Genomic DNA, 21478 nt, shown 5'->3' with positions numbered 1-21478 from the left:
CGACGACGCTGATTACCTGCCGTTACGTACTGCCGGAGGCGCAGTGGATGTTTCCATGACCCTGTGGGTCCTGACCATCGTGGGCCTTGCCGCCCTCATCGCGGTCGACTTCTTCATCGGCCGCAAGCCGCACGACGTGTCCATCAAGGAAGCCGGTATCTGGACCGTCGTCTGGATCGTGCTCGCCGGGCTCTTCGGACTCGGTCTGCTGATGTTCGGCGGCGGCCAGCCCGCCGGCGAGTTCTTCGCGGGCTTCATCACCGAGAAGTCGCTCAGCGTCGACAACCTCTTCGTCTTCGTCCTGATCATGGCGAAGTTCGCGGTCCCGTCGCAGTACCAGCAGCGGGTCCTGCTCATCGGCGTCCTCATAGCCCTGGTCCTGCGAGCCGTCTTCATCGCCGCGGGCGCCGCGATCCTCGCCAGCTTCTCGTGGGTGTTCTACCTCTTCGGCGCCTTCCTGATCTGGACCGCCTGGAAGCTCGTCCAGGAGGCCCGGGCCGACGCGGACGACGAGGAGTACGAGGAGAACAAGCTGCTCAAGGCCGCCGAGCGCAAGTTCGGTGTCGCTGACCGCTACCACGGCACCAAGCTGTGGATCCAGCAGAACGGCAAGCGGGTCATGACCCCGATGCTGGTCGTCATGCTCGCCATCGGCACCACCGACGTGCTCTTCGCCCTCGACTCGATCCCCGCGATCTTCGGCCTGACGCAGGACCCGTACATCGTCTTCACGGCCAACGCGTTCGCGCTCATGGGCCTGCGGCAGCTGTACTTCCTCATCGGCGGCCTGCTGAAGAAGCTGGTCCACCTGAGCTACGGCCTGTCGATCATCCTGGGCTTCATCGGCGTGAAGCTGGTGCTGCACGCGCTGCACGAGTCCGGCGTCCACGTGCCGGAGATCAGCATCCCGGTCTCGCTCGGCGTCATCTGCTCCGTCCTGATCATCACCACGATCACCAGCCTGCGGGCCTCGCGGAAGCAGGCGGCGGCCGAGGCGGCGCAGACGGAGAGCGAAGGCACTCAGAAGGACAGCATCGACGTCTGACCACGGACGACGTAGCCGCAACCACCCCCGGAAGCGGGGGGGGGGGGGGCGCCCCCCCCCCCCCCCCCCCCCCCCCCCGGGGGGGGGCGGGGCCCCCCCCCCCCCCCCGCCCCCCCCCCCCCCGCCCCCCCGCGCCCCCCCCCCCCCCCCCCCCCCCGGCGGGGGGGGCGCGCCCCCCCCCCCCCCCCCGCTTCCGGTGCTTCGCCGGGTGCTGCGCGGTCCCCGGCGACCGTAGCGACCCTGGCAGTCCTGGCAACCCCCGGCCTGGTCCTGCCGACCTTCACCACTCGCAAGCCGGGACCGCAGTTACTCCGCCGTCCCACTCGCCTTCACCGCAGCGTCCTCGCTGATCGTCTCCGGGCCCGTCGACCTCGTTGGGCCCCGCCATGGCCGGCACCGGTCTGACCAGCCCCGACCAGCCGTCACCCCGCGGCGGCCTCCGCCTCGGCCCCCGTCGCGACCACCCGCACCGGGCGGGTCTCGGGCAGCAGGGCGAAACACCCGAGGCTGAGCAGCGCGATGCCCGTCAGGTAGGCGGCCACGCCCCACGGCACGCGCCCGCCGTCTTCCGCGAGGGCCGTCGCCACGATCGGCGTGAGCGCGCCCCCGAGGACGCCACCGAGGTTGTAGCCGACCGCCGCGCCCGTGCAGCGCACGCGCGGCTCATAGAGCTCGGGCAGGTAAGCGGCGATCACGGCGAACATCGTGACGAAGGCGACCAGTGCTCCCAGGAAGCCCACGAACATCGGCAACGGCTCTCCGGTCGCCAGGAGCGCGACCATCGGGAACATCCACAGTGCGGACGCCGCACACCCGGTGAGGCACAGCGGCCGCCGGCCGAAGCGGTCGCCGAGCAGGGCTGCCAGCGGCGTCAACGCCCCTTGCACCGCCACCGCGGCGAGGATGCAGGCCAGCATGACGGTACGGCTCACCCCGAGCCGCTCCGTGGCGTAGGCCAGGGACCACGTCGTCACGGCGTAGAAGATCGCGTACCCGACGGCGAGGGCGCCCGCGGTCAGCAGGACGAGCCGCCAGTGGGAGCCCACGACCTCGGCGAGCGGCACGCGCGCGTGGTCGTCGATCTCCAGGAACCGCGGGCTTTCAGGGAGCGACGACCTGAGCCACAGCCCGAGCACCGCCAGCACCCCGGCCGCCCAGAAGGGCACCCGCCACCCCCACCGCGCGAACTGCGCCTCGGTGAGCGTCGCCGACAGGGCCAGCACCACCCCGTTGGCCAGCACGAACCCCACCGCGGGCCCCACCTGCGGAAAGCTCGACCACAGCCCGCGCCGCTCGGCGGGCGCGTGTTCCGCGGTCAGCAGCACCGCGCCGCCCCACTCCCCGCCCAGCCCCAGCCCTTGCAGGAACCGCAGCACGAGCAGCAGCAGGGGAGCGGTCACCCCGATCGCGTCGTACGTCGGCACGCATCCGACCGCGACCGTCGAGGCTCCGGTCAGCATCAGCGAGAACACGAGGACCGGCCGGCGTCCGTGCCGGTCCCCGATGTGCCCGAAGAGCACCGAGCCCAGCGGCCGCGCGACGAACCCCACACCGAACGTCGCGAAGGCCGCCAGCGTCCCCGCCGGCGGTGAGAACGTCGGGAAGAACAGCGGCCCCAGGATCAGGGCCGCCGCGGTCCCGTAGACGAAGAAGTCGTAGAACTCGATGGCCGTCCCGGCGAGCGAGGCGGCCGCGAGCCGTGGCATGGAGGGCGCCCCCACGGTGCGTACGTCGTGCATGACGCCTCAACCACCCAACGTGACACCGGGTTACGGGGGCGTGCGGCAGCGCGCGTCGCACCGGGCGGCTCGCAGCGGCCGCCTCAGTAGGTGACGGTGATGCGCCGTGCGGGGCCGTCGACGCGGATCGTCCCGCCGTAGGGGAGGACGAACTGGGGGTCCGTGTGGCCGAAGTCCACGTCGAAGACGGCCAGGATGTCGGGGGCGTACGCCCGCAGCGCGCTCTGCACCGCCTCGCGCTGTTCGGTGGCGTACCGTGCGCTCTCCTCCGGGCTGTTGGGGCGCTCGAAGGACCAGGTCTTGGCGCGGGCCATCAGCAGCGCCGGGAAGCGCTGGAGGATGCCGCGTTCGCCCATGTTGCGCAGGATCCGGAAGACCTCCGTGGCGCTGGGCAGTTCCTCCGAGGTCTCGAGGATCAGTACGCCGCCGTCGTACACCGACAGGTCGTGCGAGATCTCGCGGTCCGCCATCAGCAGCCAGGAGAGGATCTCCAGGTTGCCGCCCCAACTGCGGCCCTCCACCACGCGGTCCGCGTTGAGCCAGGTCCATCCGGTGCCGGGCCGGGTCTCCGGCTCCGCCTCGAAGGTCGCCGGATCGGCCCAGTCGCGGTTGACGTCGTTCCAGCGATCGACGGGCCGCAGTTCGTACTCGCCCGAGGTGAACAGCGCCGCCCGCAGGGAGTCGGCGGTGAGCCGGTCCATGGCCACGGGCCGCCCGAGCTGGACCATCACACTGGCACCGTGGTAGCCGACGATGCCGGTGTTGTACAGGTAGGCGAGCAGGTTCACGTTGTCACTCATGCCGAAGAACGGCTTCGGGTTGGCCCGGATCACCTCACGGTCCAGTAGCGGCAGAACGGTGATCTGGTCGTCGCCGCCGATCGACGCGATGACCGCCTTCACATCCGGGTCGGCGAAGGCCGCGTGGATGTCGTCGGCCCGCTCCTGCGGTGTCGTGCCCATCTTCCGCGTCGTCGGGTACTCGACCGGTTCGAGGCCGTACTCCGTGCGTAACCGTTCCAGCCCCAGTTCGTAGGGGCGCGGGTACAACTCGGGCAGACCCTCGGACGGCGAGATGACGGCCACGCGGTCACCGGGCGAGGGCTTGGGAGGGTACGAAGGACTCGTCATGCGGGGAGGGTACGGCCTGATGGCCCGCTGTTTCACCGTGATAAACCGGGTCTGAGCAGCGGTCCCCGGCGGGCCGCCCCACGCCGAACGGACCGGAGGAACCGTGCCCCGCACCCTCGCCAACGCCCCGATCATGATTCTCAACGGCCCCAACCTGAACCTCCTGGGGCAGCGCCAGCCCGAGATCTACGGGGCCGAGACCCTCGCCGGCGTCGAGGAGATGTGCGTCAGGGCGGCGGCCGCGCACGGCGGCACCGTGGACTTCCGGCAGTCGAACCACGAGGGTCAGTTGGTCGACTGGATCCACGAGGCGCGTCTGAACCACTGCGGGATCGTGATCAATCCGGGCGCCTACTCGCACACCTCGGTCGCGATCCTGGACGCACTCAGCACCTGCGACGGTCTGCCGGTCGTCGAGGTGCACATCTCCAACATCCACCAGCGCGAGTCGTTCCGGCACCACTCGTACGTCTCCCTGCGCGCCGACGGCGTCATCGCGGGCTGCGGAGTGCAGGGCTACGTCTTCGGCGTGGAGCGGGTCGCCGCACTGGTGGGGGCGGCACGGGCGGACGCGTGAGCGCCTCCCCTGGCGGACGCGCAGTCCACGGCCCTCTTGCGCTCGTCACTGATCGACACCTGTCCCGTACGCGGGCTCGTCGGTGGCGATCGCAGGATTGCCCGAGGTCCTGCCGGCAACGGGCCCTTGGCCCATGGGTTCCCGGCCGAACCGGACGGCGTGGCAGCCGCCTTCTCCTCCGGCTGCGGAGCGCAGCCGACGGCGTCGTCGCGGACATCCGGCAGCACGCCCGCGGCCGCGACGGCCTGGATGTGGGCGAGCTCCTGCACGGGTGAGGAGGGCCACGGTGACGCCGGCAACGGCGTGGCGCGGGACACGGGGGGGCGAGGCGCAGGGCGGGAGAGCGGCAGTGAAGGCCGTGCTTGCCGAGGTCGCAGCATCGGCTGTCCGCCGGACGTGAGCGAATGTTGCAGTCTCGTGCAGCGCCCACAGCAGCGTGCCTGGGCCGCCGGTCGAGGGCGGGGAACGTAGACCGGCGGCCCATTCCGAGCGGGAGCCGTCATCCCGCGCGGGGCTACCACCAGTTGACCGCGCAACCATGTGTGTGGGGAGCGCGTGCGGGGCACCGGCGCGTGCACGTCATTCACACGGGGCGCGCGTACGACGACGCACGCCCCCTGTGCGCGCACTGCGCACCCCTTCGCGCGCAGGGAGCACTCACCAACCGCGCGCGTGCCACTCCGGCAGGTGCGGACGCTCGGCGCCCAGGGTGGTGTCGTTGCCGTGTCCCGGATAGACCCAGGTCTCGTCCGGGAGGGCGTCGAAGAGCTTCGTCTCGACGTCGTGGATCAGGCTGGCGAACGCCTGCGGATCCTTGCGCGTGTTGCCCACGCCGCCCGGGAAGAGACAGTCGCCCGTGAAGACGTGGGGATGCCCGTGCGGGTCGTCGTAGACGAGGGCGATCGAGCCCGGGGTGTGCCCGACCAGGTGGCGCGCGGTGAGTTCCACGTTCCCCACCCGGATGACGTCGCCGTCGTCGACCAGGACGTCGGTCGGCACCGGGATGCCCTCGGCGTCGTCCCGGCCGGCGTACGTACGCGCGTGCGTGGCCGCCACGACCTCGGCGAGCGCCTGCCAGTGGTCGCCGTGCCGATGGGTGGTGACGACGGACGCGATGCCGTCGTCGCCGATCATGCCGAGGAGCGTCTCCGCGTCGTTGGCCGCGTCGATCAGCAACTGCTCGTCCGTGGCCCGGCAGCGCAGCAGGTAGGCGTTGTTGTCCATCGGACCGACCGCGATCTTGGTGATCATCAGGTCCTTGAGCTCGTGCACGTCCGCCGGGCCGCCGACCCTCACCTCTCCGCTGTACGTCATGACGGCCAGCCTATAGCGGCGGAAGGACCGGGAGAGGCCCGCCGTCGACGGCCAGCCGGGATCCGTCGCGGCGCCCGGCGAGCCAGCCGAGAAGGTCGGCGGGGGACCCTGTGACGGTCACCTCGGGGCCGTCGGCCTCCCGGCCGGTGCGCCACGCGCGCGTGCCGTCCGTCAGGCGGGTCGGCGGCACGTCGGGGTGCCCGCCGAACCGCTCCGCGAGGAAGGCGATCTCCCGCTCGGTGAACTCCGCCGGCAGGTCCTCCAGCTCGTAGCCGATGCCGAGGTCCACGTGGTGCAGCTCGACCTCGACCCACCGCCGGAAGGGCACCCGGGCCGCGGAGTCGGTGACCCCGTTGCGCAGCTCCACCGTGCGCGACCAGTCGGCGGGCGCGGCCCCGGCCTCCTGGAAGCGGGCCGCGCTGTCCCGCACATCCGCGAGCTGGACGTCCAGGGCACGCGGGGCGTCCCGCTCGATGTCCACCTCCCGGGCCTCGCCGGAGACGTACATGGGACGGCCCTGGAGGACGTTCACGAGGGCGTCCGCGTTGCGGGCCAGGTGGGCGAGGACGTGGCCCCGGCTCCAGCCGGGCAGACGTGACGGCTCGGCCGCCGCCGCGTTGTCCAGTTTGGCGACTGCGGTCAGCAGTCGCTCGGTCGCCTCACGTACAGATGCCAGGTCATGAGCGTGATCAGTCATGGTGCTGACCTTAGCCCCGCCACCCCTTCGGGTGAAGGTGACGGACTACGCCCGCAAATCGAATGCGCGTGCTATATGGTCGGTGGCGGCGTCGGGCATGCTGGATGGTCGGGGATTGTTGTCAACCGGTGAATCCGAACCGGCGTTGTCAGTGGCTCCCCCTAGTCTGAGAAAGACGGGGGCCCCGCCCCTGTCACTTCTCTCAAGAAAGGTGCGGACCGGCGTGGCCGACCGTCTCATCGTCCGTGGCGCGCGCGAGCACAACCTCAAGAATGTCTCGCTCGACCTGCCACGCGACTCGCTCATCGTCTTCACGGGCCTGTCGGGGTCGGGCAAGTCCTCGCTGGCCTTCGACACGATCTTCGCCGAGGGCCAGCGGCGCTACGTGGAGTCCCTCTCCTCGTACGCCCGGCAGTTCCTCGGCCAGATGGACAAGCCGGACGTCGACTTCATCGAAGGCCTCTCCCCGGCGGTCTCCATCGACCAGAAGTCGACCTCGCGCAACCCGCGCTCCACGGTCGGCACCATCACCGAGGTCTACGACTACCTGCGACTCCTCTTCGCGCGCATCGGCAAGCCGCACTGCCCGGAGTGCGGCCGCCCCATCTCGCGCCAGTCGCCGCAGGCCATCGTCGACCGGGTCCTGGAGCTGCCGGAGGGGAGCCGCTTCCAGGTGCTGTCGCCGCTGGTGCGCGAGCGCAAGGGCGAGTTCGTCGACCTCTTCGCCGACCTGCAGACCAAGGGCTACTCCCGCGCGCGCGTGGACGGCGAGACGGTCCAGCTCTCCAACCCGCCCACCCTGAAGAAGCAGGAGAAGCACACCATCGAGGTGGTCGTCGACCGCCTCACGGTGAAGGAGTCCGCCAAGCGCCGGCTCACCGACTCCGTGGAGACCGCCCTCGGCCTGTCCGGCGGCATGGTCGTGCTCGACTTCGTCGACCTCCCCGAGGACGACCCCGAGCGCGAGCGCATGTACTCGGAGCACCTGTACTGCCCGTACGACGACCTGTCCTTCGAGGAACTGGAGCCCCGCTCCTTCTCCTTCAACTCGCCCTTCGGCGCCTGCCCCGAGTGCACCGGCATCGGCACGCGCATGGAGGTCGACCCCGAGCTGATCGTCCCCGACGAGGACAAGTCCCTCGACGAGGGCGCCATCCACCCCTGGTCGCACGGCCACACCAAGGACTACTTCGGCCGCCTGATCGGCGCCCTCGCGGACGCGCTGGGATTCCGCACGGACATCCCCTTCGCGGGCCTGCCGCAGCGCGCCAGGAAGGCCCTCCTGTACGGCCACAAGACGCAGATCGAGGTCCGCTACCGCAACCGGTACGGCCGCGAGCGGGTGTACACCACGCCCTTCGAGGGCGCCGTCCCCTTCGTCAAGCGCCGGCACAGCGAGGCCGAGAGCGACGCCAGCCGCGAGCGCTTCGAGGGCTACATGCGCGAGGTGCCCTGCCCGACCTGTGAGGGCACCCGCCTGAAGCCGATCGTCCTGGCGGTCACGATCATGGGGAAGTCCATCGCCGAGGTCTCCGCCATGTCCATCAGCGACTGCGCGGACTTCCTGGGTGAGCTGAGGCTCAGCGCCCGCGACAAGAAGATCGCCGAGCGCGTGCTGAAGGAGGTCAACGAGCGGCTGCGGTTCCTGGTCGACGTCGGACTGGACTACCTCTCGCTCAACCGCGCGGCCGGCACGCTCTCCGGCGGCGAGGCCCAGCGCATCCGGCTGGCCACCCAGATCGGCTCCGGACTCGTCGGTGTCCTCTACGTCCTCGACGAGCCGTCCATCGGCCTGCACCAGCGCGACAACCACCGGCTGATCGAGACCCTGGTGCGGCTGCGCGACATGGGCAACACACTCATCGTCGTCGAGCACGACGAGGACACCATCAAGGTCGCCGACTGGGTCGTCGACATCGGCCCGGGCGCCGGCGAGCACGGCGGCAAGGTCGTGCACAGCGGCTCCCTGAAGGAACTGCTCGACAACGCCGAGTCGCAGACCGGCCAGTACCTGTCCGGCAAGAAGTCCATCCCCGTGCCCGACATCCGGCGCCCGCGCGACCCGTCCCGGCAGCTCACGGTCCACGGCGCCCGGGAGAACAACCTCCAGGACATCGACGTCTCCTTCCCGCTGGGCGTGTTCACCGCAGTCACCGGTGTGTCCGGCTCCGGCAAGTCGACGCTGGTCAACGACATCCTGTACACCCACCTGGCCCGCGAGCTGAACGGCGCGAGGAACGTGCCGGGCCGGCACACCCGCGTGGACGGCGACGACCTCGTCGACAAGGTCGTACACGTCGACCAGTCGCCCATCGGCCGCACCCCCCGGTCGAACCCGGCCACCTACACCGGCGTCTTCGACCACATCCGCAAGCTGTTCGCCGAGACGACCGAGGCGAAGGTCCGCGGCTACCTGCCCGGCCGCTTCTCCTTCAACGTCAAGGGCGGCCGCTGCGAGAACTGCTCCGGCGACGGCACGATCAAGATCGAGATGAACTTCCTCCCGGACGTCTACGTCCCGTGCGAGGTCTGCCACGGCGCTCGGTACAACCGGGAGACCCTGGAGGTCCACTACAAGGGCAAGTCCATCGCCGACGTCCTGAACATGCCGATCGAGGAGGCGACGGAGTTCTTCGAGGCCGTCCCCGCGATCGCCCGTCACCTCAACACGCTGAAGGACGTCGGCCTCGGCTACGTCCGGCTCGGCCAGTCCGCGACCACCCTGTCCGGCGGCGAGGCCCAGCGTGTCAAGCTCGCCAGCGAACTGCAGCGCCGCTCCACCGGCCGCACGGTCTACGTCCTCGACGAGCCGACCACGGGCCTGCACTTCGAGGACATCAGCAAGCTGCTGACGGTCCTCGCCGGTCTGGTCGACAAGGGCAACACGGTCATCGTCATCGAGCACAACCTCGACGTGATCAAGACCGCCGACTGGATTGTCGACATGGGCCCCGAGGGTGGCGCCGGCGGCGGCCTCGTCGTCGCCGAGGGCACACCGGAGGAGGTCGCCGGAGTACCGGCCAGCCACACCGGCAAGTTCCTGCGGGAGGTCCTCAGCGCCGACCGCATCAGCGACGCGGCCTCGGTCAAGGCTCCGCGCGGCACGGCGGTGAAGAGGGCGGTCGCGGCCAGGTCGACGGCGAAGAAGACGGCGACCGCCAGGACGTCCGCCAACAACACCGCCACGCAGAAGGCGGCCGGGGCCACGAAGAAGGCGACGCCCGCGAAGAAGACGACGCGGGCCCGCAAGGCCTGAGTCGAACGGACGCCAGGGCCGGCGGAGCGTGCCACATTGTGACCGGACGCTCGTCAGCTCATGGCAAGTCCTGAACGGCTATGACAAACCCGGAAGTTCTGGAATGAACACGGCGCCCTGCGGGAACTCCCCGCGGGGCGCCGCCCGTTCCACCATCAGCCACTCTGGCCCTGCGGTTCGACGAACTGCATGTCCAGCTGCACCTTGACAACATCACCGAGGAACCCGGCGCCGAAGTCCAGCCCGAAGTCGCTGCGCCGGATCTCACCCGTCGCCTCGAATCCGGCGTGCCTCCCTCTGATCCACAGGGGAGTCCACCACCCCGCCGAAGTCGACGGCGAGCGTGACCGGGCGGGTCACGTCCCCGATGGTCAGATCCCCTTCCATCGTCCAGTCCTCGCCCTCCCCGGACACGCGCGTCGAGCGGAAGGCCATCGTCGGACGGTTCTCCACGTCGAGCAGGTCGGCCGCGCGGGTGTGCGCGTCCCGGTCGGGGTTGCCGGTGTCCAGAGAGGCAAGAGCGATCTCGGCGCTCACCCGCACGTCGTCGGCCGTCTCACCGACGTACAGCTCGGCCGTCACCTCCCTGAAGCGGCCGCGCACCTTGGCGATTCCGAGGTGCCGGATGGTGAAGTTGACCGCGGAGTGCAGCGGGTCGAGTTCCCAGTCGCCGGGGGACAGGGGCAGGGCCGTGGTGGTCAGCGTCTTGGCGGTGATGTCCTGAGTCATGGCTCCACCCTCCGCGCGCCGGCGGACGGGAGGGAGACCGGCCCGAGGGTGGTAGTGAGAGGGCCACCCTCGGCGGCGCATCCCGCTGTACGTTCGGCGGGTGAGCGACAACGAGTTGGGCACGTTCCTGCGCACCCGCCGCGAAGCCGTCACGCCCGCCGAGGTGGGGCTGCCCACGGGCCCCAGGCGCCGCACGCCCGGACTGCGCCGTGCGGAACTGGCCACGCTCGCCGGTGTCAGCGTCGAGTACCTCACCCGCCTGGAACAGGGGCGCGACCGCAACCCCTCCCCCCAGGTGCTCGGCGCCCTCGGTGACGCGCTGCGCCTCACCGTGCCGGACCGGATCCTGCTGCGCCGGCTGGCCAAGGAGGCCGGTGCCGACAAGGAACTGTGCGCCTCGGTGGCACCGCCGGTCCGCACGGTACGTCCCACCGTGCGCGCGCTCCTCGACCGGCTGGAGCCGACACCTGCCGTCCTGCTCAACTGGATCGGCGACATCGTGGCGCACACCTCCGGCTACGAGCGGTTCGCCCGCCCGCTGGGCCTGCTCGACGGTGGCGCGCCCAACCTCGTGAGGTACGTGTTCACCGACGAACGGGCCCGGAGCGCGTTCCCCGGCTGGCACCGTCTCGCCGACGAGCAGGTCGCCCACCTGCGACACGAGGCCTCCCTGCACGACCCGAACGTCACCGCACTCGTCGACGAACTGACGGTCACCGCCGGCGCCCCGTTCACCGAGCGGCTCACGGCCGTTCCGGCCATGCCGGCCCGGTTCGGCACCGACATCGTCGACCACCCCGGGGCGGGGCGGCTGCGTCTGTCGTACGAGACGCTGTCCCTGCCGGAGGAGGGGCAGCGCCTGATGGTCCACCTCCCGGCCGACGAGGCCACGGCCACCGCGCTGGACCACCTCAACGGGCGCAAACCGGGAGCCCTGCGCGCGGTGAGCGGCTGATGCACACCGGCCGACCGGGACAACCGGCCGGTGGATGCAGGCCGCCCCACCGCCCCCTTACAGTTCGCCGACCTCGGCGGCGTACGGTGGCTCGGCGCCCGCCCGGGAGCAGGTGACCGCCGCCGCGCGCGCCGCGAACCGCAGCAGCCGCTCCCAGCCCTCGCGGCCCAGGCGGGCGAGCGCCGCCGAAGACAGGGCGTCCCGCGCCGAAAGGCCGTGCAACAGGGCCGCGTTCACGGTGTCGCCGGCACCGATGGTGTCCACGACGTCGACCTTCTCGCCCGGCACCGGATACACGGCGCCGTCCTGGGTGAACGCGGTCAGCCCGTCGCCGCCGTGCGTGATCACGACGGCCGAGGGGCCGGCGGACAGCCACTCGCGAGGAGTGCCGCCCAGCCAGCGGGCGTCCTCCTCGGAGAGCTTGAGCAGGGACACCGAGGGCAGCCAGCTCTTGAAGCGGGCCCGGTACGCGTCGGCGTCAGGGATCAGGCCGGTCCTGATGTTCGGGTCGAGCAAGGTGAACACGCCCTGCGCCGCCGCGGTCCGCATCAGCTCCTCGTAGGCGCTCGCACCCGGCTCCAGGACGAGCGAGCAGGTGCCGAAGGACACCGCCCGAGTCCCGGCGGGCAGGCCGGCCGGGACGGTGAACAGCCGGTCGGCGGTGCCCTCGACGTAGAAGGAGTAGGCGGCGGAGCCGTTCCCGTCGATCGTGGCGACCGCGAGGGTGGTCGGTTCCGGGCCGCGCTGCACCGCCGACACGTCCACGCCCGCTTCCCGCAGCCCCTCCAGCAGCGCCTCGCCGAAGGCGTCGTAGGAGGTGCGGGAGCAGAAGGCCGTGCGGGAGCCGAGGCGGCCGAGGGCAACGGCCGTGTTGTACGGACCGCCACCGCGGGCCGGCTGCAGACCCGCGAGGGCGCCCGTGCCCTGCGGTACCAGGTCGATCAGGGCCTCACCTGCGACGACGATCACGGGGTGGTTCCTCTCTCCGATGGCTCGGACTGCTCACTGCTCACTGCTCGGGTCGCGGCTCACTGCTCGGGTCGCCGGAAGCCGTGGGGTTCAGGGGCACGGGGGGCCGTTCCGGCCGGTCGGCGCAGCCGCAGGACGTGCGGTGGACGAAGGCGCAGGGGAGCCGCACGGTCCGGGCGGGCCGGTCGGGTGCGGCGAGGCGTTCGAGGAGCACGCGGACGGCCCGGGCGCCGATGTCCTTGCTGGGCTGGGCGATCGCGGTCAGCCGGGGGGAGAACAGGTCCGCCCAGGCGAAGTCGTCGAAGCAGCACAGCGCGATGTCGTCGGGCACGGCCAGGTCGTGTGCGCGCAGGACCCGCAGGGCGCCGAGGGTCATCGCGTTGTTCCCGGTGACCAGGGCGGTGGGCGGGACGGCCTGCGACAGCAAGGCGGCGGTGGCCCGTTCGGCGCCGGCCGACTCGGAGTCGCCGTGCACCAGGAGGCGTTCGTCATAAGGCAGCCCGGCGGAGGCGAGGCCGTGTCGGTAGCCGGTGATGCGTTCGACGGTGGTGCTGAGGCCGGGCTGGCCGGCGACGAGGGCGATGCGGCGGTGGCCGAGTCCGGCGAGATGCGTGACCAGCCGGGCCGTGGGTTCGGCGTTCTCGGCGCAGACCTGGTCGAAACGGGGCGAGCCCCCCGCCGGGGCATCCACGATCCGGTCGAGGAGGACGGTGGGCACGCGGTGGCGGGTGAGATAGGCGAGGAGACCGCCCGGGTCCGCGGACGGCGCGACGATCATGCCGTCCACGCGGCGCTCGTGCAGGAGCTGGACGACCTTGCGTTCGTGCTCGGGGTCGTCGTGCGGATCGGCGATCAGCAGGCTGTAGCCCGCCTCCAGGGCGGCGGCCTCGACACCCTGGAGGATCTCGGTGAAGTAGGGGTTGCTGATCGCCGACACCGCCAGCCCGATGGAGCGGGTGCGGGAGGTCACCAGGGAGCGGGCGAGGGTGTTGGGCGTGTAGCCGAGCTCGTCTATGGCGTCGAGGACGGCCTGCCGGGTGTGGGGCAGCACGGGGCGGGTGTCGTTCAGCACGTGGGAGACGGTCGCCACCGAGACCCCGGCGTGCCGTGCGACGTCGGCCATGGTCGGCATCGTGTCCCCCTCCCCGAGCGTGGCGGTGCCGTTCTGGGCGCGACGGTATCCCATCCAGCGAGGGCGCGTAAACGCTTGCGCAAGCGTTTACGTCGGTTGCACGGTGTCGGCAGCCACTGCGCACGCCCGGCTCAAGGAGATGCCAAGCCCTACCGCGATCACAGCGTGGTGGTCAGCCGGTCCGCGAGCGGCGAGCTGAAGGCGTACAGCTCGATCTGCACGCACGCCGGGTGCCCCATCGACAAGCCGACGGGACGACCCTGATCTGTCCCTGCCATGGCAGCGAGTTCGACGCGACGACCGGTGAGGTGCTGAGGGAACCGGAGACCGTGCTCCTGAACGAGCTCCCGGTCAAGGCCGAGAACGGCAGGATCGTCGCGGGGCCGGGGGCCTGATCGGCCTGATCCGTACGGCGCCCGCCAGAGTGCGCCCGTTCACTCCCAGTCCCACCCGATGCCCACCATGCCCGACCGCACCCGCGGCTCGACGAGGTGGACGGAACGGTGTCGCCGGCTCAGTGCCAGTTCCTGACGGCCGCTGCGCGGTGCCGCCGCCGAGTGCCGGGTGAAGCGGTGGCAGCGTGTGGGCAGCGCGTCCTCGTCGAACCGGATCTGGAGGGCGTACTGGCCGCCCGGTGTGCCGAAGCTTCGGACGTACTCGCGGCAGGCACCGGCGGTGCCGTCTTCGACGCCGTAGCGGAAGAGGAAGGTGTCGCCGGCCCGCAGGCGGGTGTCGAAGAGGAGTTCGGCGACGAGGACGCCGGTGTCGTGGTGCCGGCGGACGCGCCCGGGGCGGCAGTTCTCCAGGGTGTGCAGTGTCATCCGCTCCGGAGCGCAGCCGGGATCGCCGTGGTGGACGGCGACGAAGCGGTCGATGCCGTCGCGGTGGGCGCGGACGATGTGCTGGGACTCGCGGCCCAGGAGTTCCCGGCCCGCGCCGATGCGGACACGCTCGTGGTGGCCCAGGGTGTGCAGCCCGCCGTCCGGAGAGCACTCCAGTTCGACGAGCAGCTTGGCGAGAACGTCCGAGGCCTCCATGAAGGAACGGTATGAGCGGCCCGTCGGCGGCCTGTCGGCCGTGTCCGCGTCGGCCTGTGTGAGCAGCCGGATCAGGGACTCGTCCGGCAGCCGCAGGATCTCCTCCAGGGCCCGGACGGCGCGGAGAGACTCGGGGCGCTGCGGGCGCCGGGCGCCCTGCTGCCAGTAACTCAGACTGGTGACCCCGACTTTCACGCCGTGCCGTGACAGGTGGTGCTGCACGCGCTGAAGAGGCAGACCCCGGGCGGCGATCGCGGCGCGCAGGGCGACGTGGAAGGGGCCGCCCCGTAGGGCCGCGTCCAGTTCCGCGGCGGCGTCGTCGTGGGCGTCGGCGATGGCGATCACGTGGTGTGGGGCGTGCGGCATGCAGGGGCCTTTCTGTGAATGCGCACGACGGTTGGTCGGACCGTTCGTGTCGGTGGCCGGGCCTCCGGTGACGCGGGGGCGCCTTCACATCCGTAGGGCGTGCTGCACCGCCCCGAGTTCCCCCGCATTGAAGCGTGTTGACCAAGTCCCGACAACACCTGAGACCCCAACACGACCTGCCGGTGGCCGAGTCGGGGCTCTTGCCCACGCCCCGGACGACCGGTAGGCCGTTCACCGGGGAGTCGGGGCTCTTGCCCACGCCCCGGACGACCGGTAGGCCGTTCACCGGTTCCCCGGCCGGAGGAGCGAGGCTCTCGGCGTGCGGAGACCTGGAAGTTCGGCGACGGCTCGGGGCCGGCGACGGCCCCGGACACGCCCGCTCTGCTGCGGGAGCGGATCTCCGGGGGGCGGCTCGAAACGTGGCTGACCGGTTCCGCGGTCCGCTCGCCCGCCGGGTGGGCGACGGGAGCGGGGCGATGGTGGTGCTGCCCGACGGCGAGGACGACCCCCAGGCGGCGGGGGGAGGCCGTGGGATCCCGGCGCCGAGGGTGGATCCGCCCCTGCGCCGGCCAGGCCCCGACGCGGGCCAGTCGCCGTGCGCGGACCTCCTCCCGCCAGGCCCCGACGCGGGCCAGTCGCCGTGCGCGGACCTCCTCCCGCCAGGCCCCGGCGCGGGCCAGTCGCCGTGCGCGGACCTCCCGCCAGGCCTCCACGCCGATCAACCCCGTGCGCGGACCCCTCAGGCCCCCGAAGCCAACCAACCCCGAGCCCGGACCTCCCCCCAGCCCCCACGCCGACCGGCCTGCCCCCACACGGACTCCCGCGCCGATCGACCCGATCTCCCAGCCCCCCGCACAGCCGCTCCAACACCTCTCCGAACGATCATCACCTCACCCCGCACCCGCCCGTTGTCCACAGTCCCGTCGGCCGTGCGCACCTCCGCCCCGGACACCGCCCCGTGGTTGTCCACAGCCCCGCCGGAGTGTCACTCCGCGCCAGTAGGGTGTGAGACATGGCCGACCCCTCCAGCTACCGCCCCAAGCCGGGATCGATCCCGGACTCGCCCGGGGTCTACAGGTTCCGCGACGAGCACCGCCGGGTGATCTACGTCGGAAAGGCGAAGAGCCTGCGCCAGCGCCTGGCGAACTACTTCCAGGACCTCGCGGGCCTCCACCCGCGCACGCGCACGATGGTCACCACGGCCGCGTCCGTGGAGTGGACGGTGGTGTCCACGGAGGTGGAGGCGCTCCAGCTGGAGTACTCCTGGATCAAGGAGTACGACCCCCGGTTCAACGTCAAGTACCGCGACGACAAGAGCTACCCGTACCTCGCGGTGACGATGAACGAGGAGTTCCCGCGCGTGCAGGTGATGCGAGGCCACAAGAAGAAGGGGGTCCGGTACTTCGGGCCGTACGCGCACGCGTGGGCGATCCGCGACACCGTCGACCTCCTCCTGCGCGTCTTCCCGGTGCGCACCTGCTCCGCCGGCGTCTTCAAGAACGCCGCCCGCACGGGCCGCCCCTGCCTGCTCGGCTACATCGGCAAGTGCTCCGCGCCCTGCGTCGGCCGGATCTCGCCCGACGACCACTGGGAACTGGCCGACGAGTTCTGCGACTTCATGACCGGCCGTACCGGCACGTACCTGCGTCGTCTGGAGAAGCAGATGATGGAGGCGGCCGAGGAGATGGAGTACGAGCGGGCCGCCCGCCTGCGCGACGACATCGAGGCCCTGAAGAAGGCCATGGAGAAGAACGCGGTCGTGCTCGCGGACGCGACCGACGCCGACCTGATCGCGGTCGCCGAGGACGAGCTGGAGGCGGCCGTCCAGATCTTCCACGTGCGCGGCGGACGCGTGCGCGGCCAGCGCGGCTGGGTCACCGACAAGGTCGAGGACATCACCACCGGCGCCCTCGTGGAGCACGCCCTCCAGCAGCTCTACGGCGAGGAGACCGGAGACGCCGTCCCCAAGGAGGTCCTGGTCCCCGCCCTGCCCGACCCGGTGGAGCCGGTCCAGGAGTGGCTCACCGGTCGCCGCGGCTCGGCCGTCTCGCTGCGCGTCCCGCAGCGCGGCGACAAGCGGGCCCTCATGGAGACCGTCGAGCGCAACGCCCAGCACGCGCTCGTGCTGCACAAGACCAAGCGCGCTTCCGACCTGACCACACGCTCGCGTGCCCTGGAGGAGATCGCCGAGGCCCTCGACCTGGACAGCGCGCCGCTCAGGATCGAGTGCTACGACATCTCGCACCTCCAGGGCGACGACGTCGTGGCCTCCATGGTCGTCTTCGAGGACGGCCTCCAGCGCAAGAGCGAGTACCGGCGCTTCCAGATCAAGGGCTTCGAGGGCCAGGACGACGTCCGCTCCATGCACGAGGTGATCACCCGCCGCTTCCGGCGCTACCTCGCCGAGAAGGAGCGGACGGGGGAGTGGACCGACGGCGAGCCCGCCCCCACCGCAGGTTCCCCGACCTCCCCCACCGCTGGCTCCGCGACCTCCCCCACCGGTGGTTCCCCGGCGGCACCCACCGGCGGCTCCCCGGCCACACCCACGAACGGCTCGGCCGCCACGTCCTTCGACGAGGCCGCCGGCGTGTCCGAGGCTCCCCTCACCGACGCCCTCAAGGACGACGACGGCCGCCCCAAGCGCTTCGCCTACCCTCCGCAGCTCGTCGTCGTCGACGGCGGACAGCCGCAGGTTGCCGCCGCCAAGCGCGCCCTGGACGAGCTGGGCATCGACGACATCGCCGTCTGCGGCCTCGCCAAGCGCCTGGAGGAGGTCTGGCTGCCGGACGACGACGACCCGGTCGTGCTGCCCCGCACGAGCGAGGGCCTCTACCTGCTCCAGCGCGTCCGCGACGAGGCCCACCGCTTCGCCATCACCTACCAGCGCACCAAGCGCGCCAAGCGGTTCCGCTCCAGCCCCCTGGACGACGTACCGGGCCTCGGCGAGACCCGCAAGCAGGCGCTGATCAAGCACTTCGGTTCGGTGAAGAAGCTGCGCTCCGCGACGATCGACCAGATCTGCGATGTACCGGGCATAGGCCGCAAGACGGCCGAGACGATCGTCGCGGCCCTCGCCCAGGCGGCTCCGCCCGCACCCGCCGTCAACACGGCGACTGGAGAGATCATGGATGAGGAGGAGCCCGACACGACGGCGGGCTCCCCCGGGGAGCCCGTCACCGCGGGCGCCCCGGAAGAACGACGGGGGCAGGAGACATGACCGAGCACGACGCACAGCACACAGCCGACCGGGATCAGCCCACAGCCGACCGGGATCAGGCGCCCACAGCAGTGTCCCAGCAGGCGCCGAGGGACATCGGCGAGGATTCCACCCGGCGCGACGACACACGCCACGACGCCGCCGGGCCCGACACGGGCCCCGACAGCGCCGAGCACACCGCAGGCCATGAAGACGGAGCACAGGTGAGTACGGACGCCACACCGCCCGGTATCCCCGAGGCGGCCATCCCCGAGCTGGTGATCATTTCCGGCATGTCCGGGGCGGGCCGGTCGACGGCCGCCAAGTGTCTGGAGGACCTCGGCTGGTTCGTCGTCGACAACCTCCCGCCGGCCCTGATCCCCACCATGGTGGAGCTCGGCGCCCGTTCCCAGGGCAATGTGGCGCGGATCGCCGTCGTCGTCGACGTCCGCGGCCGGCGCTTCTTCGACAACCTCCGCGAGTCCCTCGCCGACCTCGCGGCGAAGAACGTCACCCGGCGGATCGTCTTCCTGGAGTCCTCCGACGACGCCCTGGTGCGCCGCTTCGAGTCGGTGCGCCGCCCGCACCCCCTCCAGGGCGACGGCCGCATCGTCGACGGCATCGCCGCCGAGCGCGAGCTGCTGCGCGAGCTGCGCGGCGACGCCGACCTGGTGATCGACACCTCCAGCCTCAACGTGCACGAGCTGCGCGCCAAGATGGACGCCCAGTTCGCGGGCGAGGAGGAGCCCGAGCTGCGGGCCACCGTCATGTCCTTCGGCTTCAAGTACGGCCTCCCCGTCGACGCCGACCTGGTCGTGGACATGCGCTTCCTGCCCAACCCGCACTGGGTTCCGGAGCTGCGCCCCTACACCGGCCTGAACGAGGAGGTGGCCACCTACGTCCTCAACCAGCCCGGGGCCAAGGAGTTCCTCGACCGGTACGCGGAGCTCCTCCAGCTGATCGCCGGGGGCTACCGCCGGGAGGGCAAGCGCTATGTGACCATCGCGGTCGGCTGTACGGGTGGCAAGCACCGCTCGGTCGCGATGTCGGAGAAGCTCGCCGCGCGCCTCGCGGCCGAGGGCGTGGAGACGGTGGTCGTGCACCGGGACATGGGACGGGAATGACAGGACGTACTCCGCGGCTGGGCCGGCTGCGCAGGACGGCGCCGGAGGGGCGCGTGAGCCGGCCGGTCGAGGCCCGGGGCGGCAAACCGCGCCGCCGCGGCACCCAGCCCAAGGTCGTCGCCCTCGGCGGCGGCATGGGCCTGTCGGCCTCGCTCGCCGCGCTGCGCCGGATCACCGGTGACCTCACCGGCGTCGTCACGGTGGCCGACGACGGCGGTTCCAGCGGGCGCCTGCGCGACGAGCTGGGCGTGCTGCCGCCCGGTGACCTGCGCAAGGCGCTGGCCGCGCTGTGCGGCGACGACGACTGGGGCCAGACCTGGGCCCGGGTCATCCAGCACCGCTTCCAGTCACAGGGCGAGATCAACGGCCACGCGGTCGGCAACCTGCTGATCGTCGCCCTGTGGGAGCAGCTCGGCGACCACGTCCAGGCGCTGGACCTGGTCGGCAAGCTCCTCGGCGCGCAGGGGCGCGTGCTGCCCATGTCCGCGGTGCCCCTGGAGCTCCAGGCGCTGGTCAAGGGGCACGACCCGGCCCGACCCGAGGACGTCGACATCGTGCGCGGGCAGGCGACCGTCGCGCTGACGCCCGGCGAGGTGCAGTCCGTGCACCTCGTGCCGCACGACCCGCCGGCCGTCCCGGAGGCGGTGGAGGCCGTCCTGGACGCCGACTGGGTGGTGCTGGGTCCCGGCTCCTGGTTCTCCTCGGTCATCCCGCACCTGCTGGTGCCCGAACTGCTGGACGCCCTCACGGAGACGAAGGCACGCCGGGTACTCTCCCTGAACCTGGCGCCGCAGCCGGGAGAAACCGAGGGCTTCTCCCCGCAGCGTCATTTGGAGGTTTTGGGACGACACGCCCCTAAACTCGCCCTGGACGTGGTGCTGGCCGACGAGGCCGCCGTGCCTGACCGCGACTCGCTGACCGACGCCGCCAAGCGGTTCGGGGCCGCGGTCGAGCTGGCGCCGGTGGCCCGGCCCGACGGAACTCCGCGACATGATCCGGAGCTGCTGGCCGCCGCGTACGACCGTATTTTTCGGATGCATGGAAGGATCGGCCCATGGCGATGACGGCAGCGGTGAAGGATGAGATCTCCCGGCTCCCCGTCACCCGGACCTGCTGCAGGAAGGCGGAGGTCTCCGCCATCCTGCGGTTCGCCGGCGGCCTCCACCTGGTGAGCGGGCGCATCGTGATCGAGGCGGAGCTGGACACCGCGATGGCGGCCCGCAGACTCAAGCGGGACGTCCTGGAGATCTTCGGCCACAGCTCGGAGCTGATCGTGATGGCGCCCGGCGGCCTGCGCCGCGGCTCGCGCTATGTCGTGCGCGTCGTCGCGGGCGGTGACCAGCTGGCCCGTCAGACCGGCCTGGTGGACGGCCGGGGACGGCCGATCCGGGGCCTGCCCCCGCAGGTGGTCTCGGGGGCCACCTGCGACGCCGAGGCGGCCTGGCGCGGGGCCTTCCTGGCGCACGGCTCGCTCACCGAGCCCGGCCGGTCCTCCTCCCTCGAGGTCACCTGCCCCGGCCCCGAGGCCGCGCTCGCCCTCGTCGGTGCCGCCCGCCGCCTGTCCATCGGCGCCAAGGCCCGTGAGGTGCGCGGGGTCGACCGGGTCGTGGTGCGCGACGGCGACGCCATCGGCGCCCTGCTCACCCGCCTCGGCGCCCACGAGTCGGTGCTGGCCTGGGAGGAGCGCCGGATGCGCCGCGAGGTGCGCGCCACGGCGAACCGTCTCGCCAACTTCGACGACGCCAACCTGCGCCGCTCCGCCCGCGCGGCCGTCGCCGCCGGTGCCCGGGTCCAGCGGGCCCTGGAGATCCTCGGCGACGAGGTCCCCGAGCACCTCGCGGCCGCCGGCCGGCTCCGCATGGAGCACAAGCAGGCCTCCCTGGAGGAGCTGGGCGCGCTCGCCGACCCGCCGCTGACCAAGGACGCGGTCGCCGGCCGTATCCGCCGGCTGCTGGCGATGGCCGACAAGCGGGCCTCCGACCTCGGCATCCCGGGCACCGAGGCCAACCTCAGCGAGGAGCTCGCCGACAACCTGGCGGGCTGAGCCGGCGGGTCCGCGAAGTAAAGGACCGTCAGCCCGCCCAGACCCCCACCCGGTTCGTCAACACGCCGGTGCCGACGCCCTCCTGGGCCGTCGGCACCGGCGTTTTTCCCGTCCCTTGACCCCAATTCCCCGTACTTGAGGCACTCTTGACTCGATCATGAAGTGTCA

General features: G+C 71.6%; 15 protein-coding genes and 2 pseudogenes. 9 read left to right on the top strand and 8 right to left on the bottom strand.

Annotated features, from left to right (window positions below; all coding sequences use genetic code 11):
* Nucleotides 1-55: 55 nt before the first annotated feature.
* On the top strand, nt 56-1045 hold the full coding sequence (locus ACF1A1_RS01105) for a TerC family protein (protein WP_391644085.1): 990 nt from the start codon (nt 56-58) through the stop codon (nt 1043-1045).
* A gap of 422 nt (nt 1046-1467) precedes the next feature.
* Here the strand turns inward: ACF1A1_RS01105 and ACF1A1_RS01100 are convergent, their stop codons facing one another.
* Both ACF1A1_RS01100 and ACF1A1_RS01095 read right to left on the bottom strand, forming a co-directional pair.
* Nucleotides 1468-2784, bottom strand: coding sequence for an MFS transporter (locus ACF1A1_RS01100; protein ID WP_391644083.1), 1317 nt, complete (start codon nt 2782-2784; stop codon nt 1468-1470).
* Between the two features lie 83 nt (nt 2785-2867).
* Complete coding sequence (locus ACF1A1_RS01095) at nt 2868-3914, bottom strand: S66 peptidase family protein (RefSeq protein ID WP_391644081.1); 1047 nt, start codon at nt 3912-3914, stop codon at nt 2868-2870.
* Nucleotides 3915-4017: 103 nt separating this feature from the next.
* Here ACF1A1_RS01095 and aroQ point away from each other — a divergent pair, with 103 nt between their 5' ends.
* Nucleotides 4018-4491 carry a type II 3-dehydroquinate dehydratase gene (gene aroQ / locus ACF1A1_RS01090; RefSeq protein ID WP_391644079.1) on the top strand — a complete coding sequence of 158 codons (474 nt, stop codon included), beginning with the start codon at nt 4018-4020 and terminating at the stop codon, nt 4489-4491.
* 657 nt (nt 4492-5148) lie between these two features.
* Here aroQ and ACF1A1_RS01085 read toward each other — a convergent pair.
* Both ACF1A1_RS01085 and ACF1A1_RS01080 read right to left on the bottom strand, forming a co-directional pair.
* Nucleotides 5149-5805 carry an MBL fold metallo-hydrolase gene (locus ACF1A1_RS01085; RefSeq protein ID WP_391644077.1) on the bottom strand — a complete coding sequence of 219 codons (657 nt, stop codon included), beginning with the start codon at nt 5803-5805 and terminating at the stop codon, nt 5149-5151.
* Between the two features lie 10 nt (nt 5806-5815).
* Nucleotides 5816-6502, bottom strand: a complete 687-nt coding sequence (locus ACF1A1_RS01080; protein ID WP_391644076.1) for a maleylpyruvate isomerase family mycothiol-dependent enzyme — start codon at nt 6500-6502, stop codon at nt 5816-5818.
* Between the two features lie 223 nt (nt 6503-6725).
* Here ACF1A1_RS01080 and uvrA point away from each other — a divergent pair, with 223 nt between their 5' ends.
* Entirely contained in the window at nt 6726-9758 is a 3033-nt protein-coding gene (gene uvrA, locus ACF1A1_RS01075; RefSeq protein ID WP_391644074.1) for an excinuclease ABC subunit UvrA, read from the top strand.
* Nucleotides 9759-9913: 155 nt separating this feature from the next.
* Here the strand turns inward: uvrA and ACF1A1_RS01070 are convergent.
* Nucleotides 9914-10487 (bottom strand): annotated as a pseudogene (locus ACF1A1_RS01070) (YceI family protein).
* 100 nt (nt 10488-10587) lie between these two features.
* Here ACF1A1_RS01070 and ACF1A1_RS01065 point away from each other — a divergent pair.
* On the top strand, nt 10588-11442 hold the full coding sequence (locus ACF1A1_RS01065) for a helix-turn-helix domain-containing protein (RefSeq protein WP_391644072.1): 855 nt from the start codon (nt 10588-10590) through the stop codon (nt 11440-11442).
* 57 nt (nt 11443-11499) lie between these two features.
* Here the strand turns inward: ACF1A1_RS01065 and ACF1A1_RS01060 are convergent, their stop codons facing one another.
* A complete protein-coding gene (locus ACF1A1_RS01060; protein ID WP_391644070.1) occupies nt 11500-12411 on the bottom strand; it encodes a carbohydrate kinase in 912 nt (303 codons plus the stop codon).
* Between the two features lie 40 nt (nt 12412-12451).
* Nucleotides 12452-13543, bottom strand: coding sequence for a LacI family DNA-binding transcriptional regulator (locus tag ACF1A1_RS01055; RefSeq protein ID WP_391645300.1), 1092 nt, complete (start codon nt 13541-13543; stop codon nt 12452-12454).
* A gap of 129 nt (nt 13544-13672) precedes the next feature.
* On the opposite strand from ACF1A1_RS01055, the pseudogene ACF1A1_RS01050 reads away from it, so the two are divergent.
* Nucleotides 13673-13938: pseudogene (locus ACF1A1_RS01050) on the top strand (Rieske (2Fe-2S) protein); the annotation flags it as partial.
* Between the two features lie 39 nt (nt 13939-13977).
* Here the strand turns inward: ACF1A1_RS01050 and ACF1A1_RS01045 are convergent.
* The gene (locus ACF1A1_RS01045; RefSeq protein WP_391644068.1) at nt 13978-14946 is read right to left on the bottom strand and encodes a hypothetical protein; all 969 of its coding nucleotides are present in this window, start codon (nt 14944-14946) and stop codon (nt 13978-13980) included.
* 1012 nt (nt 14947-15958) lie between these two features.
* Here ACF1A1_RS01045 and uvrC point away from each other — a divergent pair.
* From uvrC to whiA, 4 genes are read left to right on the top strand one after another with little or no spacing between them, the layout of a single operon-like run.
* Nucleotides 15959-18163 (top strand): excinuclease ABC subunit UvrC, encoded by a 2205-nt coding sequence (gene uvrC, locus ACF1A1_RS01040; RefSeq protein WP_391644066.1) that lies wholly within the window; start codon nt 15959-15961, stop codon nt 18161-18163.
* Nucleotides 18160-19266, top strand: coding sequence for an RNase adapter RapZ (gene rapZ / locus ACF1A1_RS01035; protein WP_391644064.1), 1107 nt, complete (start codon nt 18160-18162; stop codon nt 19264-19266). Before uvrC ends, rapZ begins: the two co-directional genes overlap by 4 nt.
* Nucleotides 19263-20330 (top strand): uridine diphosphate-N-acetylglucosamine-binding protein YvcK, encoded by a 1068-nt coding sequence (gene yvcK / locus ACF1A1_RS01030; RefSeq protein WP_391644062.1) that lies wholly within the window; start codon nt 19263-19265, stop codon nt 20328-20330. Before rapZ ends, yvcK begins: the two co-directional genes overlap by 4 nt.
* Nucleotides 20321-21310: a DNA-binding protein WhiA gene (gene whiA / locus ACF1A1_RS01025; RefSeq protein ID WP_391644060.1), complete on the top strand. Its 990-nt coding sequence runs from the start codon at nt 20321-20323 to the stop codon at nt 21308-21310. The genes yvcK and whiA overlap by 10 nt, the downstream gene beginning before the upstream one ends.
* Nucleotides 21311-21478 lie beyond the last annotated feature (168 nt).

The sequence above is a fragment of the Streptomyces sp. NPDC014995 genome (assembly GCF_043080745.1).
Taxonomy (GTDB): domain Bacteria; phylum Actinomycetota; class Actinomycetes; order Streptomycetales; family Streptomycetaceae; genus Streptomyces.
Note: the sequence above shows the minus strand (reverse complement) of the source record. Positions and strands in the feature narration are given on the sequence as shown.

Excerpts from the sequence above, each read along its gene's own strand:
- ACF1A1_RS01105 (WP_391644085.1), top strand. The coding sequence starts at position 56 with ATGACCCTGTGGGTCCTGACCATCGTGGGCCTTGCCGCCCTCATCGCG.
- ACF1A1_RS01100 (WP_391644083.1), bottom strand. The coding sequence starts at position 2,784 with ATGCACGACGTACGCACCGTGGGGGCGCCCTCCATGCCACGGCTCGCG.
- ACF1A1_RS01095 (WP_391644081.1), bottom strand. The coding sequence starts at position 3,914 with ATGACGAGTCCTTCGTACCCTCCCAAGCCCTCGCCCGGTGACCGCGTG.
- ACF1A1_RS01085 (WP_391644077.1), bottom strand. The coding sequence starts at position 5,805 with ATGACGTACAGCGGAGAGGTGAGGGTCGGCGGCCCGGCGGACGTGCAC.
- ACF1A1_RS01080 (WP_391644076.1), bottom strand. The coding sequence starts at position 6,502 with ATGACTGATCACGCTCATGACCTGGCATCTGTACGTGAGGCGACCGAG.
- ACF1A1_RS01055 (WP_391645300.1), bottom strand. The coding sequence starts at position 13,543 with ATGCCGACCATGGCCGACGTCGCACGGCACGCCGGGGTCTCGGTGGCG.
- ACF1A1_RS01045 (WP_391644068.1), bottom strand. The coding sequence starts at position 14,946 with ATGCCGCACGCCCCACACCACGTGATCGCCATCGCCGACGCCCACGAC.
- uvrC (WP_391644066.1), top strand. The coding sequence starts at position 15,959 with ATGGCCGACCCCTCCAGCTACCGCCCCAAGCCGGGATCGATCCCGGAC.
- rapZ (WP_391644064.1), top strand. The coding sequence starts at position 18,160 with ATGACCGAGCACGACGCACAGCACACAGCCGACCGGGATCAGCCCACA.
- yvcK (WP_391644062.1), top strand. The coding sequence starts at position 19,263 with ATGACAGGACGTACTCCGCGGCTGGGCCGGCTGCGCAGGACGGCGCCG.
- whiA (WP_391644060.1), top strand. The coding sequence starts at position 20,321 with ATGGCGATGACGGCAGCGGTGAAGGATGAGATCTCCCGGCTCCCCGTC.